Annotated in this window: 19 protein-coding genes; 10 read left to right on the plus strand and 9 right to left on the minus strand. The window is 74.6% G+C overall.

Translation table 11 applies throughout. The features are described 5' to 3' along the window. Positions 1-1,060 precede the first annotated feature (1,060 nt). Positions 1,061-1,378: a hypothetical protein gene (locus tag ADL22_RS29995; protein WP_159048740.1), complete on the plus strand. Its 318-nt coding sequence runs from the start codon at positions 1,061-1,063 to the stop codon at positions 1,376-1,378. A 313-nt stretch (positions 1,379-1,691) separates the two neighbouring features. After that, positions 1,692-2,621: a sigma-70 family RNA polymerase sigma factor gene (locus tag ADL22_RS30000; protein WP_066986906.1), complete on the plus strand. Its 930-nt coding sequence runs from the start codon at positions 1,692-1,694 to the stop codon at positions 2,619-2,621. Between the two features lie 36 nt (positions 2,622-2,657). Here the strand turns inward: ADL22_RS30000 and ADL22_RS30005 are convergent, their stop codons facing one another. Then, positions 2,658-2,918: a hypothetical protein gene (locus ADL22_RS30005; protein ID WP_066986908.1), complete on the minus strand. Its 261-nt coding sequence runs from the start codon at positions 2,916-2,918 to the stop codon at positions 2,658-2,660. Positions 2,919-3,025: 107 nt separating this feature from the next. After that, positions 3,026-3,595, minus strand: coding sequence for a DUF5994 family protein (locus tag ADL22_RS30010; protein WP_066986911.1), 570 nt, complete (start codon positions 3,593-3,595; stop codon positions 3,026-3,028). Between the two features lie 302 nt (positions 3,596-3,897). Between ADL22_RS30010 and ADL22_RS30015 the strand changes: the two genes are divergently transcribed. Further along, positions 3,898-4,422, plus strand: coding sequence for a DUF5994 family protein (locus tag ADL22_RS30015; protein WP_066986915.1), 525 nt, complete (start codon positions 3,898-3,900; stop codon positions 4,420-4,422). Between the two features lie 36 nt (positions 4,423-4,458). On the opposite strand, the gene ADL22_RS30020 is transcribed toward ADL22_RS30015, so the two are convergent. Next, positions 4,459-5,838 carry a hypothetical protein gene (locus ADL22_RS30020; protein WP_066986918.1) on the minus strand — a complete coding sequence of 460 codons (1,380 nt, stop codon included), beginning with the start codon at positions 5,836-5,838 and terminating at the stop codon, positions 4,459-4,461. Between the two features lie 113 nt (positions 5,839-5,951). On the opposite strand from ADL22_RS30020, the gene ADL22_RS30025 reads away from it, so the two are divergent. Then, positions 5,952-7,190: a molybdopterin-dependent oxidoreductase gene (locus tag ADL22_RS30025; protein WP_079064534.1), complete on the plus strand. Its 1,239-nt coding sequence runs from the start codon at positions 5,952-5,954 to the stop codon at positions 7,188-7,190. 316 nt (positions 7,191-7,506) lie between these two features. Here the strand turns inward: ADL22_RS30025 and ADL22_RS30030 are convergent, their stop codons facing one another. From ADL22_RS30030 to ADL22_RS30040, 3 genes are read right to left on the minus strand one after another with little or no spacing between them, the layout of a single operon-like run. Beyond that, positions 7,507-8,262 (minus strand): class I SAM-dependent methyltransferase, encoded by a 756-nt coding sequence (locus ADL22_RS30030; RefSeq protein ID WP_066986995.1) that lies wholly within the window; start codon positions 8,260-8,262, stop codon positions 7,507-7,509. Next, on the minus strand, positions 8,259-8,876 hold the full coding sequence (locus ADL22_RS30035; protein ID WP_066986924.1) for a TIGR04282 family arsenosugar biosynthesis glycosyltransferase: 618 nt from the start codon (positions 8,874-8,876) through the stop codon (positions 8,259-8,261). The genes ADL22_RS30030 and ADL22_RS30035 overlap by 4 nt, the downstream gene beginning before the upstream one ends. After that, the gene (locus tag ADL22_RS30040) at positions 8,873-9,559 is read right to left on the minus strand and encodes a glycosyltransferase family 2 protein (RefSeq protein WP_107116441.1); all 687 of its coding nucleotides are present in this window, start codon (positions 9,557-9,559) and stop codon (positions 8,873-8,875) included. The genes ADL22_RS30035 and ADL22_RS30040 overlap by 4 nt, the downstream gene beginning before the upstream one ends. A 114-nt stretch (positions 9,560-9,673) precedes the next feature. Here ADL22_RS30040 and ADL22_RS30045 point away from each other — a divergent pair, with 114 nt between their 5' ends. Continuing rightward, on the plus strand, positions 9,674-10,396 hold the full coding sequence (locus ADL22_RS30045) for a response regulator transcription factor (RefSeq protein ID WP_066986927.1): 723 nt from the start codon (positions 9,674-9,676) through the stop codon (positions 10,394-10,396). A 2-nt stretch (positions 10,397-10,398) separates the two neighbouring features. After that, on the plus strand, positions 10,399-11,511 hold the full coding sequence (locus ADL22_RS30050) for a sensor histidine kinase (RefSeq protein ID WP_066986998.1): 1,113 nt from the start codon (positions 10,399-10,401) through the stop codon (positions 11,509-11,511). An 85-nt stretch (positions 11,512-11,596) separates the two neighbouring features. On the opposite strand, the gene ADL22_RS30055 is transcribed toward ADL22_RS30050, so the two are convergent. Then, positions 11,597-12,583, minus strand: a complete 987-nt coding sequence (locus ADL22_RS30055; RefSeq protein ID WP_066986930.1) for an NAD-dependent epimerase/dehydratase family protein — start codon at positions 12,581-12,583, stop codon at positions 11,597-11,599. Positions 12,584-13,104: 521 nt separating this feature from the next. Here ADL22_RS30055 and ADL22_RS30060 point away from each other — a divergent pair. After that, positions 13,105-13,488 (plus strand): hypothetical protein, encoded by a 384-nt coding sequence (locus ADL22_RS30060; protein WP_066986934.1) that lies wholly within the window; start codon positions 13,105-13,107, stop codon positions 13,486-13,488. A gap of 105 nt (positions 13,489-13,593) precedes the next feature. Here ADL22_RS30060 and ADL22_RS30065 read toward each other — a convergent pair whose 3' ends face one another. Then, complete coding sequence (locus ADL22_RS30065) at positions 13,594-15,099, minus strand: DUF2079 domain-containing protein (RefSeq protein ID WP_234430909.1); 1,506 nt, start codon at positions 15,097-15,099, stop codon at positions 13,594-13,596. A 392-nt stretch (positions 15,100-15,491) separates the two neighbouring features. On the opposite strand from ADL22_RS30065, the gene ADL22_RS35560 reads away from it, so the two are divergent. From ADL22_RS35560 to ADL22_RS30070, 3 genes are all read left to right on the plus strand, one after another. Continuing rightward, positions 15,492-15,638, plus strand: a complete 147-nt coding sequence (locus tag ADL22_RS35560) for a hypothetical protein (RefSeq protein WP_159048741.1) — start codon at positions 15,492-15,494, stop codon at positions 15,636-15,638. Positions 15,639-15,674: 36 nt separating this feature from the next. Further along, entirely contained in the window at positions 15,675-15,938 is a 264-nt protein-coding gene (locus tag ADL22_RS34330) for a hypothetical protein (protein WP_107116443.1), read from the plus strand. A gap of 81 nt (positions 15,939-16,019) precedes the next feature. Continuing rightward, complete coding sequence (locus ADL22_RS30070; RefSeq protein ID WP_066986937.1) at positions 16,020-16,553, plus strand: GNAT family N-acetyltransferase; 534 nt, start codon at positions 16,020-16,022, stop codon at positions 16,551-16,553. A 140-nt stretch (positions 16,554-16,693) separates the two neighbouring features. Here ADL22_RS30070 and ADL22_RS30075 read toward each other — a convergent pair whose 3' ends face one another. Next, positions 16,694-17,005 (minus strand): ArsR/SmtB family transcription factor, encoded by a 312-nt coding sequence (locus tag ADL22_RS30075; RefSeq protein WP_066986940.1) that lies wholly within the window; start codon positions 17,003-17,005, stop codon positions 16,694-16,696. Positions 17,006-17,048: the final 43 nt, after the last annotated feature.

The following is a 17,048-nucleotide window of genomic DNA, read 5'->3' on the forward strand; positions in this document are numbered from 1 at the left end:
CCCCTCAACTGCCCCTCCCCGCCACCTCACTTGCCCCTGCCCCACCGCCGCCCGCACTGCCCCCACGGCTCACCACGGGCAGTCGGCCGGTGTCCTCACTGCCAGTGCGGCCGGCCGCTCTGCATGGCGCAGTACAGCTGGTTCCCGTGCGCGTCGCGCGTCGTCAGCCCGAGGTGCGCCGTCTTGCAGAACTGCCCGCGCCGGTAGTGGTTCCCGGACGGCGCGAGGATGACATCCGAGGTGTCGGACGCACCGGAGGAGCCCGACGCGCCGGAGGACCCCGAGGACCCCGAGGACCCCGACGTCCCGGAGGAACCGGAGCCGCCACCGGACGAAGACCCTCCACCGGACGTTGACCCGCCACCGGACGAAGACCCGCCGACGGCCCCCGCTCCCGCTCCCGCCCCGGAACGCGTCGCAGCGGCCGCCGGCGTCGGGGAAGCGGCTGTGCCGGACGGCGAGGGCGACGCGCTCGACGGGTCGGGAGACGGGGAGAGGGAGGGGGACGGGGACGCCGAGACCGACGCCGGGGCCGAGGCCGAGGGCAACGGACTCCCCTTGTCCCCGGCTCCGGCCTCGGGCTGGCACCCGGTGAGGACGAGCAGCGCCGAGGCCACCACGCCCGCGGCCGACAGGGACATACGGCGACGGTCTCGGACACGTATCACAGGGCTCACATCCCAACAAAAGGAGAGATCACGGGATTCCGTGCTCTCGGCACGGTGCGCAGACCTTATGCCGACATCTCGCCTGTAGCCCGGTAATTGGCTTGAATGTGCCGTACCCCCGATCGTCGATAGCGGTCTGACGGCGCGGCCGCCGGCCGACGACCGCGAAGCGGAAGGGGGCCCGGCGCCGGAACTCCCGCGCGAGCAAACCAATTTGAGTGAATATCGGCGTCATGTCGGTTTGTCGCAGGCATGCCGAGCATGCTCATGCCGACACAGGGCTCGTCCCGGCTCGCGGCAGTCCCGGGCCGCCCAGGCAGTCAGCGGAGGAACGGCGCCGCGTCGCCCGGGCGAGCGAAACAGAAGCGAAACAGGACAGAGGGGAAAAAGCCATGCTTGTACGGTCGTTGATCCGCCGTCCGGTCCTCGCCGCCGCCGCGGTGGTCCTCGCCGGCGCGGCCTCCGTCGTGACCGGCGCCCCGCCGGCCCACGCCGCCGGCTACGACTACGTCTGCGACGATTTCGACTTCTTGGGCGGCGAAGCCTTCCTGCACGGCCACGGCTGCCAGGCGTACCCCGTCAATCACGAGCCGTCCGGCGTCCTGTTCAGGTACCGCGGCGACCGGCACTACTCCTTCGAGTGCCTGACCGCCCACCCCCTCCCCGAGGACGCGACGGAAGTCTTCGGCGTGGGCTGCGACAGGCTCTGAACTCCGCGAAGACCGGCCGGAACGCGCCCGCGCCTCCGGCCGGTCGCCCGCCCTCCCGATCACCCGCACCACGTGGCGCCGGCCGGCTCCTCGATGCGGTGCAGCGGCAGTGGAAGACGTTGCTGAGGCAGTCGCGGCAGTGGCCGCGGTGGCAGCGGCGTTTCACGTGAAACATCGCCGCTCGTGGCAGCAGTGGCGCCAGCGGCGACAGCGGCACCGATCCCGGCAATTCCGGCGTTCACCTCACACTCTCCCGGTGATCCGTTTAACGTCTGCCACTGGACCGATGGATGCGAACGCGGGGATGTGACAGGTGAGCGCCGACTTCCTTCCGGACGAGGCTCCGGCCGATGGCCCTCCCGACCTCCCGGCCGACCGCTTCGAGGCGGAACGCCCCGCACTCCGCGCCGTCGCCTACCGCATGCTCGGGTCGCTCGCCGAGGCCGAGGACGCCGTCCAGGAGGCATGGCTCAAACTGAGCCGCACCGATATCGCCGAGGTGCGGAACCTCGGCGCCTGGCTCACCACCGTCGTCGGCCGGATCTGCCTGGACATGCTCCGCTCGCGCACCGCGCGGCGCGAGGACCCGCTGCCCGAGCAGGACCCCGTCGGCGGCGCGATCCGGCTGCCGGACCCCGTGGTCACCGCGATGACCCGCGCCGACCCCGAGCGCGAGATCCTGATCGCGGACTCGGTCGGCATCGCCCTCATGATCGTGCTGGAGACCCTCTCCCCGGCCGAGCGGCTGGCGTTCGTCCTGCACGACATGTTCGACGTGCCCTTCGACGACATCGCGCCGATCCTCGGCCGCACCGCGGTCTCCACCCGGCAGCTCGCCAGCCGCACCCGCCGCCGGGTCCAGGGCGCCGCCCCGGCCGCCGACACCGACCTCGCCCGCAAACGCGACGTCGTCAACGCCTTCCTGACCGCCTCCCGCGGCGGCGACTTCGACGCGCTGCTGGCCGTCCTCGACCCGGACGTGGTCGCGCGCTCCGACGGCGGCACGCGCGTACCCGGCGTCCTGCGCCGCGGCGCCTCCGACGTCGCGTCCCAGGCCATCGCGTTCGCCCGCTTCGCCGCGGACGCCCGCCCCGTCCTGGTCAACGGCACCCCCGGCGTCGTCTCCTACGCCGGGGGCCGCCCCCTGTCCGTCATGTCGTTCACCATCCGCAACGGCCGCGTCACCGCCCTCGACATCCTCACCGACCCCACTCGCCTGGCCGCCCTGGCCCTGCCGGTGTGACGCCGGACGGCCCGGCGGCAGCCCGCCACGCCCGCTTCACACCTCGTCGGTCTGCGGGCGGGCGTCCCCGGAGGACCGGCTGGACACCAGCCAGGGCCGCTCCGGCTCCGGCTGGTGGGTGGTGTCGATGGTGAGGTGGAGGCGGGTCCCGCCGTCGCCGCCGACCGGATAGCTGCGCTGCTCGGTGGCGGCGAAGTGGCGGCGGAGGACGTCCGCGACCTGACGGGCGGTTTCGGGGGACGCGGCGATGACGCGTACGTCGGCGCGCCCCGCCGAGGGGAGTTCTGGTGATGTCATGGCGCGGCCTCTCTCACAGGGGTCGGACGGCGGTACGGCGGTCGTACGTATCGGTGGGTGCGATGCCGTGGCGCCGCACCCACCGCCCCCGTCCGGAACGGTCGGTGTCAGGCGCGGCCCCCGGCCGCCGGGACGGCCCCGCCGTCGTTCTCCCAGTCGTCCTCCCGCCTCAGCGACTCCCGTACGCCGCGGGTGGTGTCCTCATCCGCCATGAGGGCGCTGGCGGTCAGCAGGCCGCCCGGGGCGGCCGCGGCGGCCATCAGCCGGGCGGCGGCGGCCGGACCGGTCTCCGGCGGAACCACCAGCAGGTCCCAGCGGCCGCCGGCGGAGGAAAGGAGGATCATCTTGTGCGGATCCTGCTCGGCGGCGAACCACCCCACATGCACCGTGTGCCCGGCCACCGGCACCTTGCGCGGCACCACGGGCCAGTGCGCCGGATTCACCGTGACGCGGGTGATCCGCGCCCAGCGCGCGTCCAGCGCCGCCACCAGCGCGGGAAGTTCACGGGAAAGATCGCGGGAGCGGGGCCACCAGGCGCCGTCCAGCAGACCCGGCGGCGATCCCGCCGGAGTGAAGGAGAGCCGGGCCGGTGGCGCCGGTGCCCGCTCACCGGTGGTCATGCGCTCGGCGGCAGTCGTGCGCTCGACGATGATCGTGCGGTCGATGGTCCCGGTCATGGCGCGGACCCGTCCCCGGGGCTCGTCGCCGACGTCCCGGTGTCGTCACTCGCCGGAAACGGCACCGGCGCCGGGGCCGGTGCGCGGAATGCTCCCGGTCCCTTCACCCTACTCCGTCCAGGGCCCCGTGAAGGCGCCGATGACCAGCGACTTTCCCGGCGCGCGCGGCCGGTGTACGCGGCCGGCGCGCCCGGACCCGGCGCCCCCGCCGCACGCCGCCCCCGCGCCCGGCACGCGGAGTACGGTGAAGCCAGGCGGTCACCGTCCGGCGGCGCACCGCCCCGAAAGGCGGGCGAACGCATATGGCCGACTCCGACACCCCCCACGCCCCGCGGCTTCTGCCGGACGAGATCCACCATGCCGTCCGGCCCGGCGCGGCCCTGGTGAGGCTCGTGACCACCGAGAGCCGCGAACAGGTCCTCGACGGCGCCTGGTGGCCCCGCTCCCGCGATATCGGCGCCGAGCTGCCCGGTCTGCTCGCCGCCCTGACCGAGCACCTGGGCCCCATCCTGCGCGTCGGCCTGGACGCCGGTGCCTGGGAGGCCCTCCCGACCCGCCTGGTCATCGACGACCGCGTCGTCCACATCGACTCCTTCCCGGTCGGCGACGGCACCGTCCTCCTCACCCGCGGCGACCAGGACCACTTCTCCCTCCTGGTGGTCCCGCCGGACACGACGCCCGAAGCCGCCCGCGCCGCGATGGCCCAGGCCATCCAGGCCGGCAACGTCACCCGGGCCCAGCAGATCCTCATCGACACCGCCACCGGCCGCGCCCTCCCCATCCCTCCGGAAAAGCGGCCGGAGCGCGGATCCGGCGGGCCCCCGTGACCCGGTGAGCGCACAGCGGCGCGCCCGCCGTCCGCGTCACCACCCGGTGAGCAGCAGGTGGTTGACGAGCAGGGCGAGGACCGCCTGGGCGGCCAGCCAGGCACGGACGGGGGTTTCCGCGGTCCCTGCCGAGGCGGCGTCCCGGGGGAGGCCGAGGAACGCGCAGGCCGGGAGCAGCCACAGCGCGAACGGGAGCCAGATGCGTTCCGTCTCCGCCTTGCTCATACCGGAGAGGTCGGCGGCCAGCAGCGCGGTGAGGGCCGCCGCCACCAGGAGGGCGAGCCGGACGCCGTCGCGCCGGCGGAGCAGCACGGCGGCGGTCCGCCGCAGCCCGGCGGCGGTGGCCAGGCCGGTGAGGAGCACCGCGCAGGCGAGGTTGGCCCACACCCAGTAGCCGTACGGCCGTACGCCGCCCACGCCCTGGCGGTAGCGGACGGCCAGCAGCCGGTACGCCTCCCACCAGTCGAACCCGGCCAGGGCGAACGCCGCCGGCACCACGGCCAGCCCGGCGAGCAGGGCCGCGGCCAGCACCGGCCGCTCCCGGACCCGGTGGCGCCCGAGCACCAGCACCGCCGCGCCGAGGACCGCCATGAGGGTGAGCCCGTAGGAGAGATAGCAGGTGAGCCCGAACAGCAGGCCCGACGCCGCGGCGCAGCCCGCCGACCGCCCCGCGGTCCGCGCCGTGACCGCGAGGGCCAGCAGCGCCACGGCCCAGCCGGCGACCGCCGCGAAGTACCCGTCGGCCGAGGTGCCCAGCCACACCGCCGCCGGGGCCAGGACCAGGAAGGGCGCCGCCCGGCGCGCGAGGTGCTCCCCGGCCAGCGCCCGCACCGCGACGAGCACGGCCAGGCACGCCGTGGCGCCGGTCAGGACGCACCAGACCCCGGCCCAGCCGCCGCCCCGCAGCCCGATCCGGTCGAGGAGGACGAAGGTCAGCGTGGCTCCCGGGGGATGGCCGGCGACATGGGCGGTCCAGTTGTCGGGGGAGTGCAGCAGGATGTGGTGGGTGAAGTCCCGCAGGGTGCCGGGGATGTCGCGGAAGCGGTCGGTCTCCTGGAGGTACTCGCCGGTGGTGGTGAGCCGGCCGGCGATCCCCCGCTGCCAGCCGTCGATCAGGGCGAGCGAGAAGATCCAGGCCGTGGCCGCGCCCCAGGCCGCCGCGAGCAGCGCGCGCCAGGGCAGGCGTCCGGCCAGGGCCGGGCCGTACGCCGCCACGGCCGCGGCCAGCAGCAGGGCGGCCGGGGTGCCGGGTCCGAGGTGCGGGTCCCAGGTGGCCAGCACCGGGGGCCAGTTCACGAACAGGGTGTGCCGGGTGTCCTGGAGCCGGCGGCCGACCAGGACGGCCGCGCCGACCAGGGCGGCGGCGGTCAGGGCGGCGTACAGATCGCCGGGGCGGGGGCGGGTGCGGCGGGTCACACCGGCACGTTAGGCCGACCGGTGGGACGCAGGCCGCCGTCCGGGCCGGACGTCAGCGTTTCGTCATGGGTCGCACCGCCCCTCCGGGCGGGCTCCGGGCCTACGGTCGGCTCATGCGAGACGATCCGCGCGCTCCACGGCTTCCCACCTCCCCCGGTTTCTGGCGCAGCCCGCTGCGCGGTCCCTGGTTCACGTCCGTGCTGGGCACCGTCCTGCTCGCCGGCGTCACGGTGCTGTTCGTGACCGGCCTGGTCTCGTACGCCGCCTACAACCCGGACCTGTCGCCGGTGAACGACAAGACGCCGGACAAGGGGCTCCTCGGCTTCTACCTCTTCGCCTGGCCGACCGGCCCGCACTGGCTGTACCGGCTCACCCAGGGCGTCCACGTCACGCTCGGCATCACCCTGATCCCGGTGCTGCTGGCCAAGCTGTGGTCGGTGGTGCCCCGGCTGTTCGCACTGCCGCCGGCCCGCTCGCTCGCCCACGGCCTGGAGCGGATCTCCCTGCTGCTGCTGGTCGGGGGCGGACTGTTCGAGTTCGTGACCGGCGTGCTCAACGTGCAGCTCGACTACGTCTTCCCGGGCTCCTTCTACCCCCTCCACTTCTACGGCGCGTGGGTGTTCTTCGCCGCGTTCGCCGCCCACGCCGTGCTGAAGGCCCCCATGGCGTTCCGCAATCTGCGCCACCGCCGGGAGGAGAAGGACGACCTGGTGGCCCCGCGCCCCGCCGAGCCGACCGTCTCCCGGCGCGGCGCCCTGTGGTTCGTCGGGGGCGGCTCCGCGCTGCTGTTCGCCACCACGGTGGGGCAGACCTCCGACGCGCTGCGCCGCACCGCCCTCCTCGCCCCGCACGGCGGAGCCGACCCCGGCAGCGGCCCGAACGGCTTCCAGATCAACAAGACCGCCGCGTACGCCCGTATCGACCCGGCCGAGACGGGCGCGGACGCCTGGCGGCTGGTGGTCACCGGACGCACCGGGACGGTCCGCCTCAGCCGCGCCCAACTGGCCGGACTCCCCCTGCACAGTTCGGCGCTGCCCATCGCCTGCGTCGAGGGCTGGTCGACGTCCGACCAGTGGTGGCGCGGAGTGCGGCTGCGCGACCTGGCGGCGCTCGTCGGCCACGACGGGGACCCGCCCGATGTGTTCGTCGAGTCCCTCCAGCGGCAGGGCGCCTTCCGCAGCGCGGCCCTGCGCGCCAACCAGGTCGCCGACCCGCGCTCCCTGCTCGCCCTGTACGTCAACGGCGAGGACCTCTCCCCCGACCACGGCCACCCGGCCCGGATCATCGTGCCGGCCGCGCCCGGTGTGCTGAACACCAAGTGGGTGGCCCGGATGACCTTCGGAGACCTGTGATGCGCCGGCCGCGGATCGCGCTGGGAAGCCCCTTCCAACTGCTGCTGCTGGGCTGCTCGTTCGCGCTCGCCGGGTACGCGGGCGTCCGGCTGCTGGCCGGCGACTGGTTCGGCGTCGTGCTGTGGATCGTGGGCGCCGCGCTGGTGCACGACCTCGTCCTGCTGCCCCTGTACACGGCGGCGGACCGGGCGGTCGCCGGGGTGCTCGGCGCCGCCGGGCACCGGGCCCGGACGGGCTGGGTGCGGGTACCGGCCGCGCTCTCCGCCCTGCTGCTGCTCGTCTGGGCGCCGCTGATCGGCGGCATGGTGGACCAGGACTACCGCTTGGCCACCGGACTCTCGCCGGACGGCTTCCTGACCCGCTGGCTGCTGACCACCGCCGTCCTGTTCGGCGGCTCCGCGCTGCTGCTGGCGCTGCGGCTGCGCAGGGCCAGGAAGCGGCGGCCGCCGGCCGTCCACTGACCTTCCGGCTGCCAGCCCCGCGCGTACCGCAGCAGCGCCGGGGTGCCGAGCCGGGCCCAGGCGAAGGGGGCGCCGGCGGTGGCGCGGGCGTCGGTGAGGCGGACCCGCACGCGCTCGTCGACGTCCTCCGGCGCGGTCTCGGCCAGCAGCAGGCCGCCGGGCCTGAGCAGGGCGGCGACCCGCTCCAGGAGGGCGCGCGGATCGCCGCCGATGCCGACGTTGCCGTCCATCAGCAGCACGGAGTCCCAGCGGCCCTCGCCCGGCAGCGGCTCGAAGACCGAGCGCCGCAGCGCCGCGCCCCCCAGGCGGACGGTGCGGTCGACCGCGGCCCGGCAGACGTCGATGCCGAGGACGGTCCGCCCCCGGGCGGCCAGCTCCGCGACCAGCCGCCCCGGTCCGCAGCCGACGTCCAGCACGGCGCCCTCGCACCGGTCCAGGACCTCCCGGTCGACCGGATCGGCCCGCGCGCACCAGCGTTCGACGTCCAGGGGCAGCAGCCAGCCGTCCGCGCGGCGCAGGAAGAGCGGGCCGCGTCCGGCGCGCAGCGCGGCGGCGTACGGGTCGGCGGTGGCCCAGGCGGTGGGCGGTCCGGCGGCGGGCGGGGCGGTCATCGGCGGGTCGCCGCGGCGCACCGGGCCAGCCGCCGCGCGAAACGGCCGTCCGGGGCCAGCGCGGCGACGGCCTCCGCGTCGGCGACGGTGTCCACGTCCCGCAGCCGGGGCAGCTCGCGCACCCGCAGCCCGGCGGCCACCAGCCGCGCCCGCTGGACGGCCCCGGTCGCCGGCGTCGACATGGGCACGCCGCGCAGCAGCCCGGGATCGGGCTCGGCCAGTCCCAGCGCCCAGAAGCCGCCGTCCTCCGCCGGCCCGAAGTACGCGTCGCAGCCGGCGAAGTCGGCGCCGAGCAGTTCCGGCGTCACCTGCGGGGTGTCCATGCCGATCAGCAGGGCGGGCCCGGAGCACCGGCCGAAGGCGTCCGCGAGCCGGGCGTCGAGACCGCCCGGGCACTGCGGTACGACGTCGAAGCCGGGCGGCAGCCAGGGGCCGGGCTCCCCGTCGAGCACCAGCACCCGCCGGCGGGCCGGCGCGGCCGCCACCGCCCGCAGGGTGTCCGCCAGCGCGGCCTCGGCCAGCGCGGCCGCCTCCCGCGGGGTGAACGGCGGGGTCAGCCGGGTCTTCACCCGCCCGGGCAGCGGTTCCTTGGCGATGACGAGGAGCGTGGTCACCGTACGGCCCTCCCGTCGGCGAGGACGCGGCTCATGTCCCGTACGGCCTGCCAGGTGCCGCGCCAGGTCCCGGTCACCTTCGACGCGCCGGTCCGCGGCAGGTACGGCACATCGTGCTCGGCGATCCGCCAGCCGGCGTCGGCGGCGCGCACCACCATCTGCAGCGGGTAGCCGCTGCGCCGGTCGGTGAGGCCGAGGGCGAGCAGCGGTTCGCGGCGGGCGGCGCGCAGCGGCCCGAGGTCGTGCAGCCGCAGCCCGGTGCGGCGGCGCAGCATCCGGGCCAGGGCGAGGTTGCCGGCCCGGGCGTGCGCGGGCCAGGCGCGCCGGCCCTGCGGGCGCCGGCGCCCCAGCACCAAGTCGGCCCGCCCGTCGCGGACTTCGCGGACGAACGGCACCAGCAGCGCCGGGTCCAGGGAGGCGTCGCAGTCGCAGAAGCAGACGATGCCGGCGGTGGCGGCGGTCAGCCCGGCGTGGCAGGCGGCGCCGAAGCCGCGGCGGGGCTCGTGCACCACGGTCGCGCCGAGCGCGCCGGCGATCCGGGCCGAGCCGTCGGTGGAGCCGTTGTCGACGACGAGCGGCCGCCAGCCGGCCGGGATACGGGCCAGGACCCAGGGGAGGGCCTCGGCCTCGTTCAAACAGGGAAGGACGACATCCACGTCCGCGTCGGTAGTCACGGCCCTCACTCTATGAGCGCGAATCGGGCATATCGGGCTTCGGTTCCTTACGAAACGCGGACGTCGCGGGGCCGGGACCCCCGCGGGCCGCGCGGTACGCGGGCGGGGTGCGAGGCTGGCGGCATGCAGCAGCACAGCACCGCGGGAGGGCCCGCCCGCGTCCTGGTCGTCGACGACGACCCCGTGGTCGCGGAGGTCGTCGCCGCGTACCTGGACCGGGCCGGCTACACCGTCGAGCGGGCCGGCGACGGTCCGGCGGCCCTGGACCGGGCCGCCGCGCACCGGCCCGACCTGGTGGTGCTGGACCTCATGCTGCCCGGCATGGACGGTCTGGAGGTGTGCCGCCGGCTGCGGGAGCGGGCGCCGGTGCCGGTCATCATGCTGACCGCGCGCGGCGACGAGGACGACCGCGTGCTCGGCCTGGAGGTCGGCGCCGACGACTACGTCACCAAGCCGTTCAGCCCGCGCGAGCTCGTCCTGCGGGTCGCGTCGGTGCTGCGCCGCGCGCTGCCCCTCCCCGGGCCCGGCCCCGGCGGGGGCGCCCCCCTCGCCGCCGCCGGCCTCACCGTCGACCCCGCCGCCCGCCGCGCCACCCGGAACGGCGCCGAACTCGCCCTCACCCTGCGGGAGTTCGACCTCCTGGCCTTCTTCCTGCGCCACCCGGGACGGGCCTTCCGCCGCGACGACCTGATGCGCGAGGTGTGGGGCTGGGACTTCGGCGACCTGTCCACCGTCACCGTCCACGTCCGCCGGCTGCGCGGCAAGGTCGAGGACGACCCGGCCCGGCCCCGGCTGATCCGGACGGTCTGGGGCGTGGGCTACCGCTTCGAACCAGGGGGCGAGTGACCGTGCGGGACACCCTCCTCATCGCGCTCTACGCCTTCGCCGGGGCCGCCGCCGCCGGCCTGGCCGGGGCGGTCGCGCTGCGCCTGCTGCGGCGGCGCCCGCTCACCGCCTCCCTCGCCGTGGTGGCGGCGGTCGGTGTGGTGGCGATGCTCGCCGGCACACTGGCGGTGGCCCGGGCGATGTTCCTCTCGCCGCACGATCTGACCGTGGTGACCACGGTCGTGGCGATGGCGGCCGCCGTCTCGCTGGCCACCGCGCTGCTGCTGGGCCACCGGGTCGTCGCCCGCAGCCGCGCACTGGCCGCGGCGGCCCGCTCGTTCGGCGACAGCGGCGCCTTCGCCGCCCCCGCCGGCCCCGCGACGGCCGAACTCGACGCGCTCAGCCGCGAACTGGCGGCGACCAGCGCCAGACTCGCCGCCTCACGGGACCGGGAACGGGCACTGGAGAACTCACGGCGCGAACTGGTCGCCTGGATCTCGCACGATCTGCGCACGCCGCTGGCCGGCCTGCGCGCGATGTCCGAGGCGCTGGAGGACGGGCTGGCCGCCGACCCCGCCCGCTACCTCGCGCGGATCCGCACCGAGGTCGAGCGCCTCGACGGCATGGTCGGCGACCTCTTCGCACTCTCCCGCATCCACGCCGGCACGCTGCCGCTGGCGTACTCCCGGATCTCCCTCCACGACCTCATCGGCGACGCCCTGGCCGGGGCGGACCCGCTGGCCCGCGAGCACGGCGTGCGGCTGGTCGGCGACCGCGTCGAGCCGGTCCCGGTGGAGGTCGACAGCAAGGAGATGAGCCGGGTCCTGGGAAACCTCCTGGTCAACGCGATCCGCCGGACCCCCGCCGACGGTACGGTGGCCATCGCCGCCCAGCGCTCACCGGAGGGCGTGGTGGTGTCGGTGACGGACGGCTGCGGCGGCATCCCGGAGGAGGACCTGCCGCGCGTCTTCGACACCGGCTGGCGCGGTACCCACGCCCGGACGCCCCCGGCGGGCGCCGGCCTGGGCCTCGCCATCGTCCGGGGCATCGTGGAGGCGCACCGGGGACGGGCCACCGTACGCAACATCCCCGGCGGCTGCCGCTTCGAGGTGCTGCTGCCGGCCGCCGCCGGATGACGCCCGCGCCGCCCCGGTGCGGCTCACTCCGCCGCTCCGGTGAGGCTCACTCCGCCGCTCCGGTGGGACTCACTCCGCGCTCAGCTCACTCCGCCGCGAACTCCGCCATCCCCTCCTCGAACCCGACCCGCGGCTTCCACCCCAGTTCGGCCCGCAGCCGCGCGGAGTCCGCGGTGATGTGCCGGACGTCGCCGAGCCGGTACTCGCCGGTGACGACGGGCTCGGGCCCGCCGCAGGCGGCGGCCAGCGCCCACGCCATCTCGCCGACCGTCCGCGGCTCCCCGCTGCCGGCGTTGTAGACCGCCAGCGCCCCGGACTCCGTCCCGGCCTCCAGCGCGGCCACGTTGGCGGCGGCCACGTCCCGCACATGGACGAAGTCCCGCCGCTGCCGCCCGTCCTCGAAGACGCGCGGCGCCTCGCCCCGGGCCAGCGCCGAGCGGAAGAAGGAGGCCACGCCCGCGTACGGGGTGTCGCGGGGCATCCGCGGCCCGTACACGTTGTGGTAGCGCAGCGACACCGCCGACCCGCCCGTCGCCCGGGCCCAGGCGGCGGCCAGATGCTCCTGCGCGAGCTTGGTCGTGGCGTACACATTGCGCGGATCGACCGGGGCGTCCTCGCCGACCAGCCCGGGGGCCAGCGCCTCCCCGCACACCGGGCAGCCCGGCTCGAACCGCCCCGCCTCCAGGTCGGCGACCACCCGCGGCCCGGGCCGTACGACCCCGTGCCGCGCACAGGCGTACCGCCCCTCCCCGTAGACCACCATCGACCCGGCCAGCACCAGGCGCCCGACCCCCGCCTCCGCCATGGCCGCGAGCAGCACGGCGGTCCCGAGGTCATTGCGTGAGACGTACTCCGCCGCGTCGGCGACCCCGTCGCCGAGCCCGACCATCGCCGCCTGATGGCAGACCGCGTCCACCCCCACCAGTGCCCGGCCCACGGCCGCCCGATCGCGCACATCGGCGCCGGAATCCTCCCGCACGTCGAACACCAGCGCCTCGTGCCCGCACCCCCGCAGCGCATCGACGACATGGGACCCGACGAACCCGGCACCGCCGGTAACCAGTACGCGCATCCGCCCAGGCTAGGCCCGCCCCGCCCCCACCCACCCGAGACCCGCGGAGACGTCATCACCCTGTAAGCCGTTCCGGTCCTGGGGCGGCCCTTCCCCTCGACCGCGGTCCTTCGGCGGTCCGCCGGCCGACGCCGGGTGCGCAAGGAACGATGCGAGGTCGAGGGCACCTGGGCTGTGCGCGGCCTCGGCACCGTGTGCCTGCGGCTGCTCCACGGGTGAGATCCAGACTCCATCATGACCACCGGCGAAACTTCGGCGTCCGATCCGCGATGAGCCCATAGCGGAACGGGCGGCGCAAGAGGCATCTGAAGCCCCCGATGAGGGTGTCTTCTGAGTGAACCAAGGGGTTTCTGCGGCTTTCGGGCAGTGCGATTTCCCCGAGAAGACCGAGCGTAAACCGGTTATTTCGGGATGCCCGAGAATCGAACGCGGCACCAATAACCGCCCTGATGATCGACTTTGCGCTGATACCTTCCTCATCGTCGGCCCACGGGGGGCGACATGACGAAAAGGGGGAACAAATGACCATTGTTCGCCGCATGGTTGGTGTGGGGCTTTCCACCGTCGCCATGGTGAGTGCCATGGCGGCCTTCGGACCGTCGGCACAAGCCGCCACCGCTGCCGGCACCTCCTGCACCAACACCGGTAGTGGCAGCCTGTGTCTGGCCGTCGACCCGAAGGGCTATGACATCAGCTATCACAAGCTCTCCGGTGGCAAGGCGCACGTGGACTTCAACCTCGTGTGCGACAACGGCCGTTGGTTCGGTGACGAGGGGTCGTTCTCCATCTCCGCGGGGCAGGTCAGGACCTACGTCTTCTCCGTCGGAAGCCAGGGTGCCTGCCGTGGGAAGCTGATCGACAAGACCACCGGGAGCACCTGGTTGACCGGCAAGGTCAGCCGGTAACCAAGGGCGGCATCCAGGCGCATGAGCGCTCAGCACCCAAGCGGGGCCGGAGAAGGGGTGAACCCCTCTCCGGCCCCGTCCGGGTTGTCGCTGCCGGACGGCCGATCACCGCTGGAACAGGTCCCGCCCCACGTCTGAGGGCACCCGTTCGCGGACCGGGGTGCTGCCCGGCCCGGGGCGGGCGGCGCCGGGGAGGGGGACGGGGCGGACGCGGTGCAGCAGCACCACGCCGTCGCGCCGCCACACCTCCTCGTACCCGTGAGCCACCAGGAGGCTGATCCGCTGCCGCTGTTCGGCCACCGTGGCGAAGGGGAAGGCGCGCTTGTCCTCGCGGAGCAGCACCCAGTCGGCTCCCCGCGGGGTCGCATCGGCGATGACCACATCGGTACGTGCCGTGAGGCGCGGGGCGATGCTGTTGTCCGCCTCGACCGTCGCGCCGGCGGGAATGCGTTCCGCCGCCAGGGCCAGCGCGCGCTTGTCGGCCGAGGGCCGCCATGAATCCGGAGTGACCAGCAGTCCCAGGCCGAGGAAGACCGCCGCCGCCGAGCTCAACGCGACGGCCGCGCACGCCCATCGGCCCGGGAGCCGGCGGCTCTCCGCAGCGGGCCGCGGCAGCCGGCGGCGATGGAGCCGAGCCAGGGTTTCCAGGGCGGCGGTGAGCAGGATCGGCCACAGGAAGGCGTCGTAGTGGTTGATCACCGGCCAGTGGTTGGGGTTGTCGGACAGCATGCGTTCCGCCAGCAGCGGCACCGCGAGGAGCAGAGTCGGCGAGCCGAGCGGCAGCAGCGCCAGAGCCCCCAGCACCCACGCCAGCATGGCCGCCTTGATGCCCGGACTGAAGGCGACCTGGGGCACCAGCCACGGCTCGGTGAGCACGTGGACCAGTGCGTCGCCCGGATTCGCCCCGAGACGGTCGTACGACCAGTAGTAGCCGGGCGGGCTGCCCATCGCCGGCAGGAACCACATGATCACCACCGCGGAGACCAGTGGTCCGGCCAGTAGCACGGCGGCGCCCGCGGCCCGGCCGGCCCGGTGTCCCGAGCGGTGGGCGCGGACCGCCAGCAGGAGCCCGAACAGCCCGGCGACCAGCCCCATGTCCTCCTTGACCGTGCACAGCAGGACGGCCCACAGCGCCGCCGAGCCGTAGCGGCGGGCCAGGCCGCGTTCGAGCATCAGGAGCGTGATCGGTACCGCGAAGGCCACCTCGTGGAAGCCGGCGTACGAGGCGTTCAGCAACGGCCAGCCCAGCGCGTACACCAGGCCCGCTCCGTCGGCCGCGCGCCGCGCGACGGACGGGGCGGCGCCGGCGAAGCAGTGCCGGGCGATCCCGCGCACCACGGGCACCCCGGTGGCGAACAGCCCGGCCTGGGCGAGGAGCAGCATCCGCGGGTCGTCCCACACCCAGTAGAGCGGTGCCAGCAGCGCGAGCACGGGGGAGAAGTGGTCGCCCAGGAGGGAGAAGCCCGGCGGGAACTCGTGATGCACGTTCTTGATCGGGGAAACGGGCAGCCCGAAGTGGGCGTAGGCCCGGATCGCCTGGTCGAAGATCCCGAGATCGAAGCCCGTCACCCGCACCGCGGTCCAGGACTGGAACCCCAGACCACCGCACACGAGGAAGCACAGCAGAGCCAGGGCCCAGCCCCGCTGAGCATCCGCAACCCTCGGCACCCGAGCCGGCAGGTGCGGTAGGCGGACGGCGTCCTGATCCGGTAAGCGGCCCCATCGGAGACTCATGCCGACGACGCTACGTCGCCGCGGCGTCCGCACCATCGGAAATTGACCGCAAGGCGTTCAGACCCGTGGTGGGCACGCGGTCGCTGAACCAGCCGCCGACGAGCGGTAGCGGCGGCGGAGGGCCGCGCTCGCACCACGGCAGGGTCAAAAGAGGACAACGGATATCCGCTCTGTTCGATAGGAAAATCGATTCCACCTAGCGCGTGGGGGTGCCGCCCCGTGGCTGGATCGCGCCGCTCCACGTCCGGCTTTGCCCGAAGGAGTCCTGAATGTCGCCCCTCTCTGTCTCCACCCCGCGTTCCGTCCGACGTGCCGTGCGCAGCGCGCTGGGTGCCGCCACCGCCGTCCACGCCGCCGCCTTCCTGATCCGGCGGCCCACCCCCCGCACCCCCGCACCAGCCCCCGCCGGGCCCTGAACGACAGCACGGTGAGGGCAGGCAACCGACCGCACCCTGACCGCCTTCGCCGAAGCCGGCCGCGCCGATGTCGTCCGCGACGGCACCGGCGAACGCCTCTTCCGCCACCGCCCCGGCCCCGACCACCGCCACTACCTGATCCGCACCGCGTGCGGCCTCAGCCTCCCGGTCGACGCGGACCCCGTCGAGACCTGGGCCGAGAAGATCGCCCGGACCTCCGGCTTCGCCCACGTCCGGCACACCGCCGAACTCTCCGGCCGCTGCCCGGACTGCGACCCGGAGCGGGCGCGGGCGCGTTGACGGCAGCGGCGCCCGCCGCGGCGGCAAGACGATCACGCGCCGATTACTGATCAGGCCCCTGCCTTCGGCAGGATGGGCGCCATGACCGAGATCCGCACCCCCCGCCTCCTCCTCCGCCGCTGGCATGACGACGACCTCGCGCCGATGGCGGACATCAACGCGGACCCTCGGGTCATGCGCTGGATCGATGACGGCTCGGTGTGGGACTGGGACCACACGGCGGAGTCCCTCGAGAGGTGGGAGGAGGAGTGGGACGAGGAGGGCTTCGGCCTCTTCGCCGTCGAGATGCTGGCCTCGGGCGAACTGGCCGGTTTCACGGGCCTGTCCGTGCCCGGATTCCTGCCGGAGGTGCTGCCCGCCGTGGCGATCAGCTGGCGGCTCGGCACGCAGTTCTGGGGCCAGGGCTACGCGTCCGAAGCCGCCCAGGCCACCCTGGAGTTCGCGCTCCAGGACCGCGGCCTCGACCGCGTCATCAGCATCAACCGGGTGGGTGACGACGCCTCCGAGAACGTCATCCGCAAGCTCGGCATGGTGCCGGAACGCGAGACGGCACACCCGGTGTACGGCTACCCGCTGCGGGTGCACACCATCGATCTCACCGAATTCCAGGCGTGAACCGGCCAGGCGTGAACCGGCCAGGCGTGAACCGGCCGGGCGTGAACCGGCCAGGCGTGAACCGGCCGGCCCACCGGGACCACCGCGAGGCCGCCGGCGCCTGCCCATAGGCCCGCGGGCGCGGGGTGCCGCGGCGGCCCCTACCCTCGGCCGTCCCGTATCCCCAGTGCGCGGTGCTCGATGTGGTGGACGGCCTCGTCGAGGAGTTGGGCGACGTGGTGGTCGTGGAGGCGGTAGACCATGCGGCGCCCCGCCCGCTCGCCGGTCACCAGGCCGAGGATGCGCAGCAGGCGGAGCTGGTGGGAGACGGCCGACTGCTCCATGCCGACGGCGGCGGCGAGTGCGGTGACGGAGCGCGGCTCCTGCCGGAGCGTCGTGAGGATCTGCAGCCGGGAAGGGGCGGCGAGGGCCTGCAGCGTGGCGGCGACGGTGGCGACCGTGGCCGCGTCCATGAGGGGCGCCGCACGCGCACCCGGTGAGGTCCGTTCCCGTACT

The sequence above is a fragment of the Streptomyces sp. NRRL F-4489 genome (genome assembly GCF_001509485.1).
Classification (GTDB): domain Bacteria; phylum Actinomycetota; class Actinomycetes; order Streptomycetales; family Streptomycetaceae; genus Streptomyces.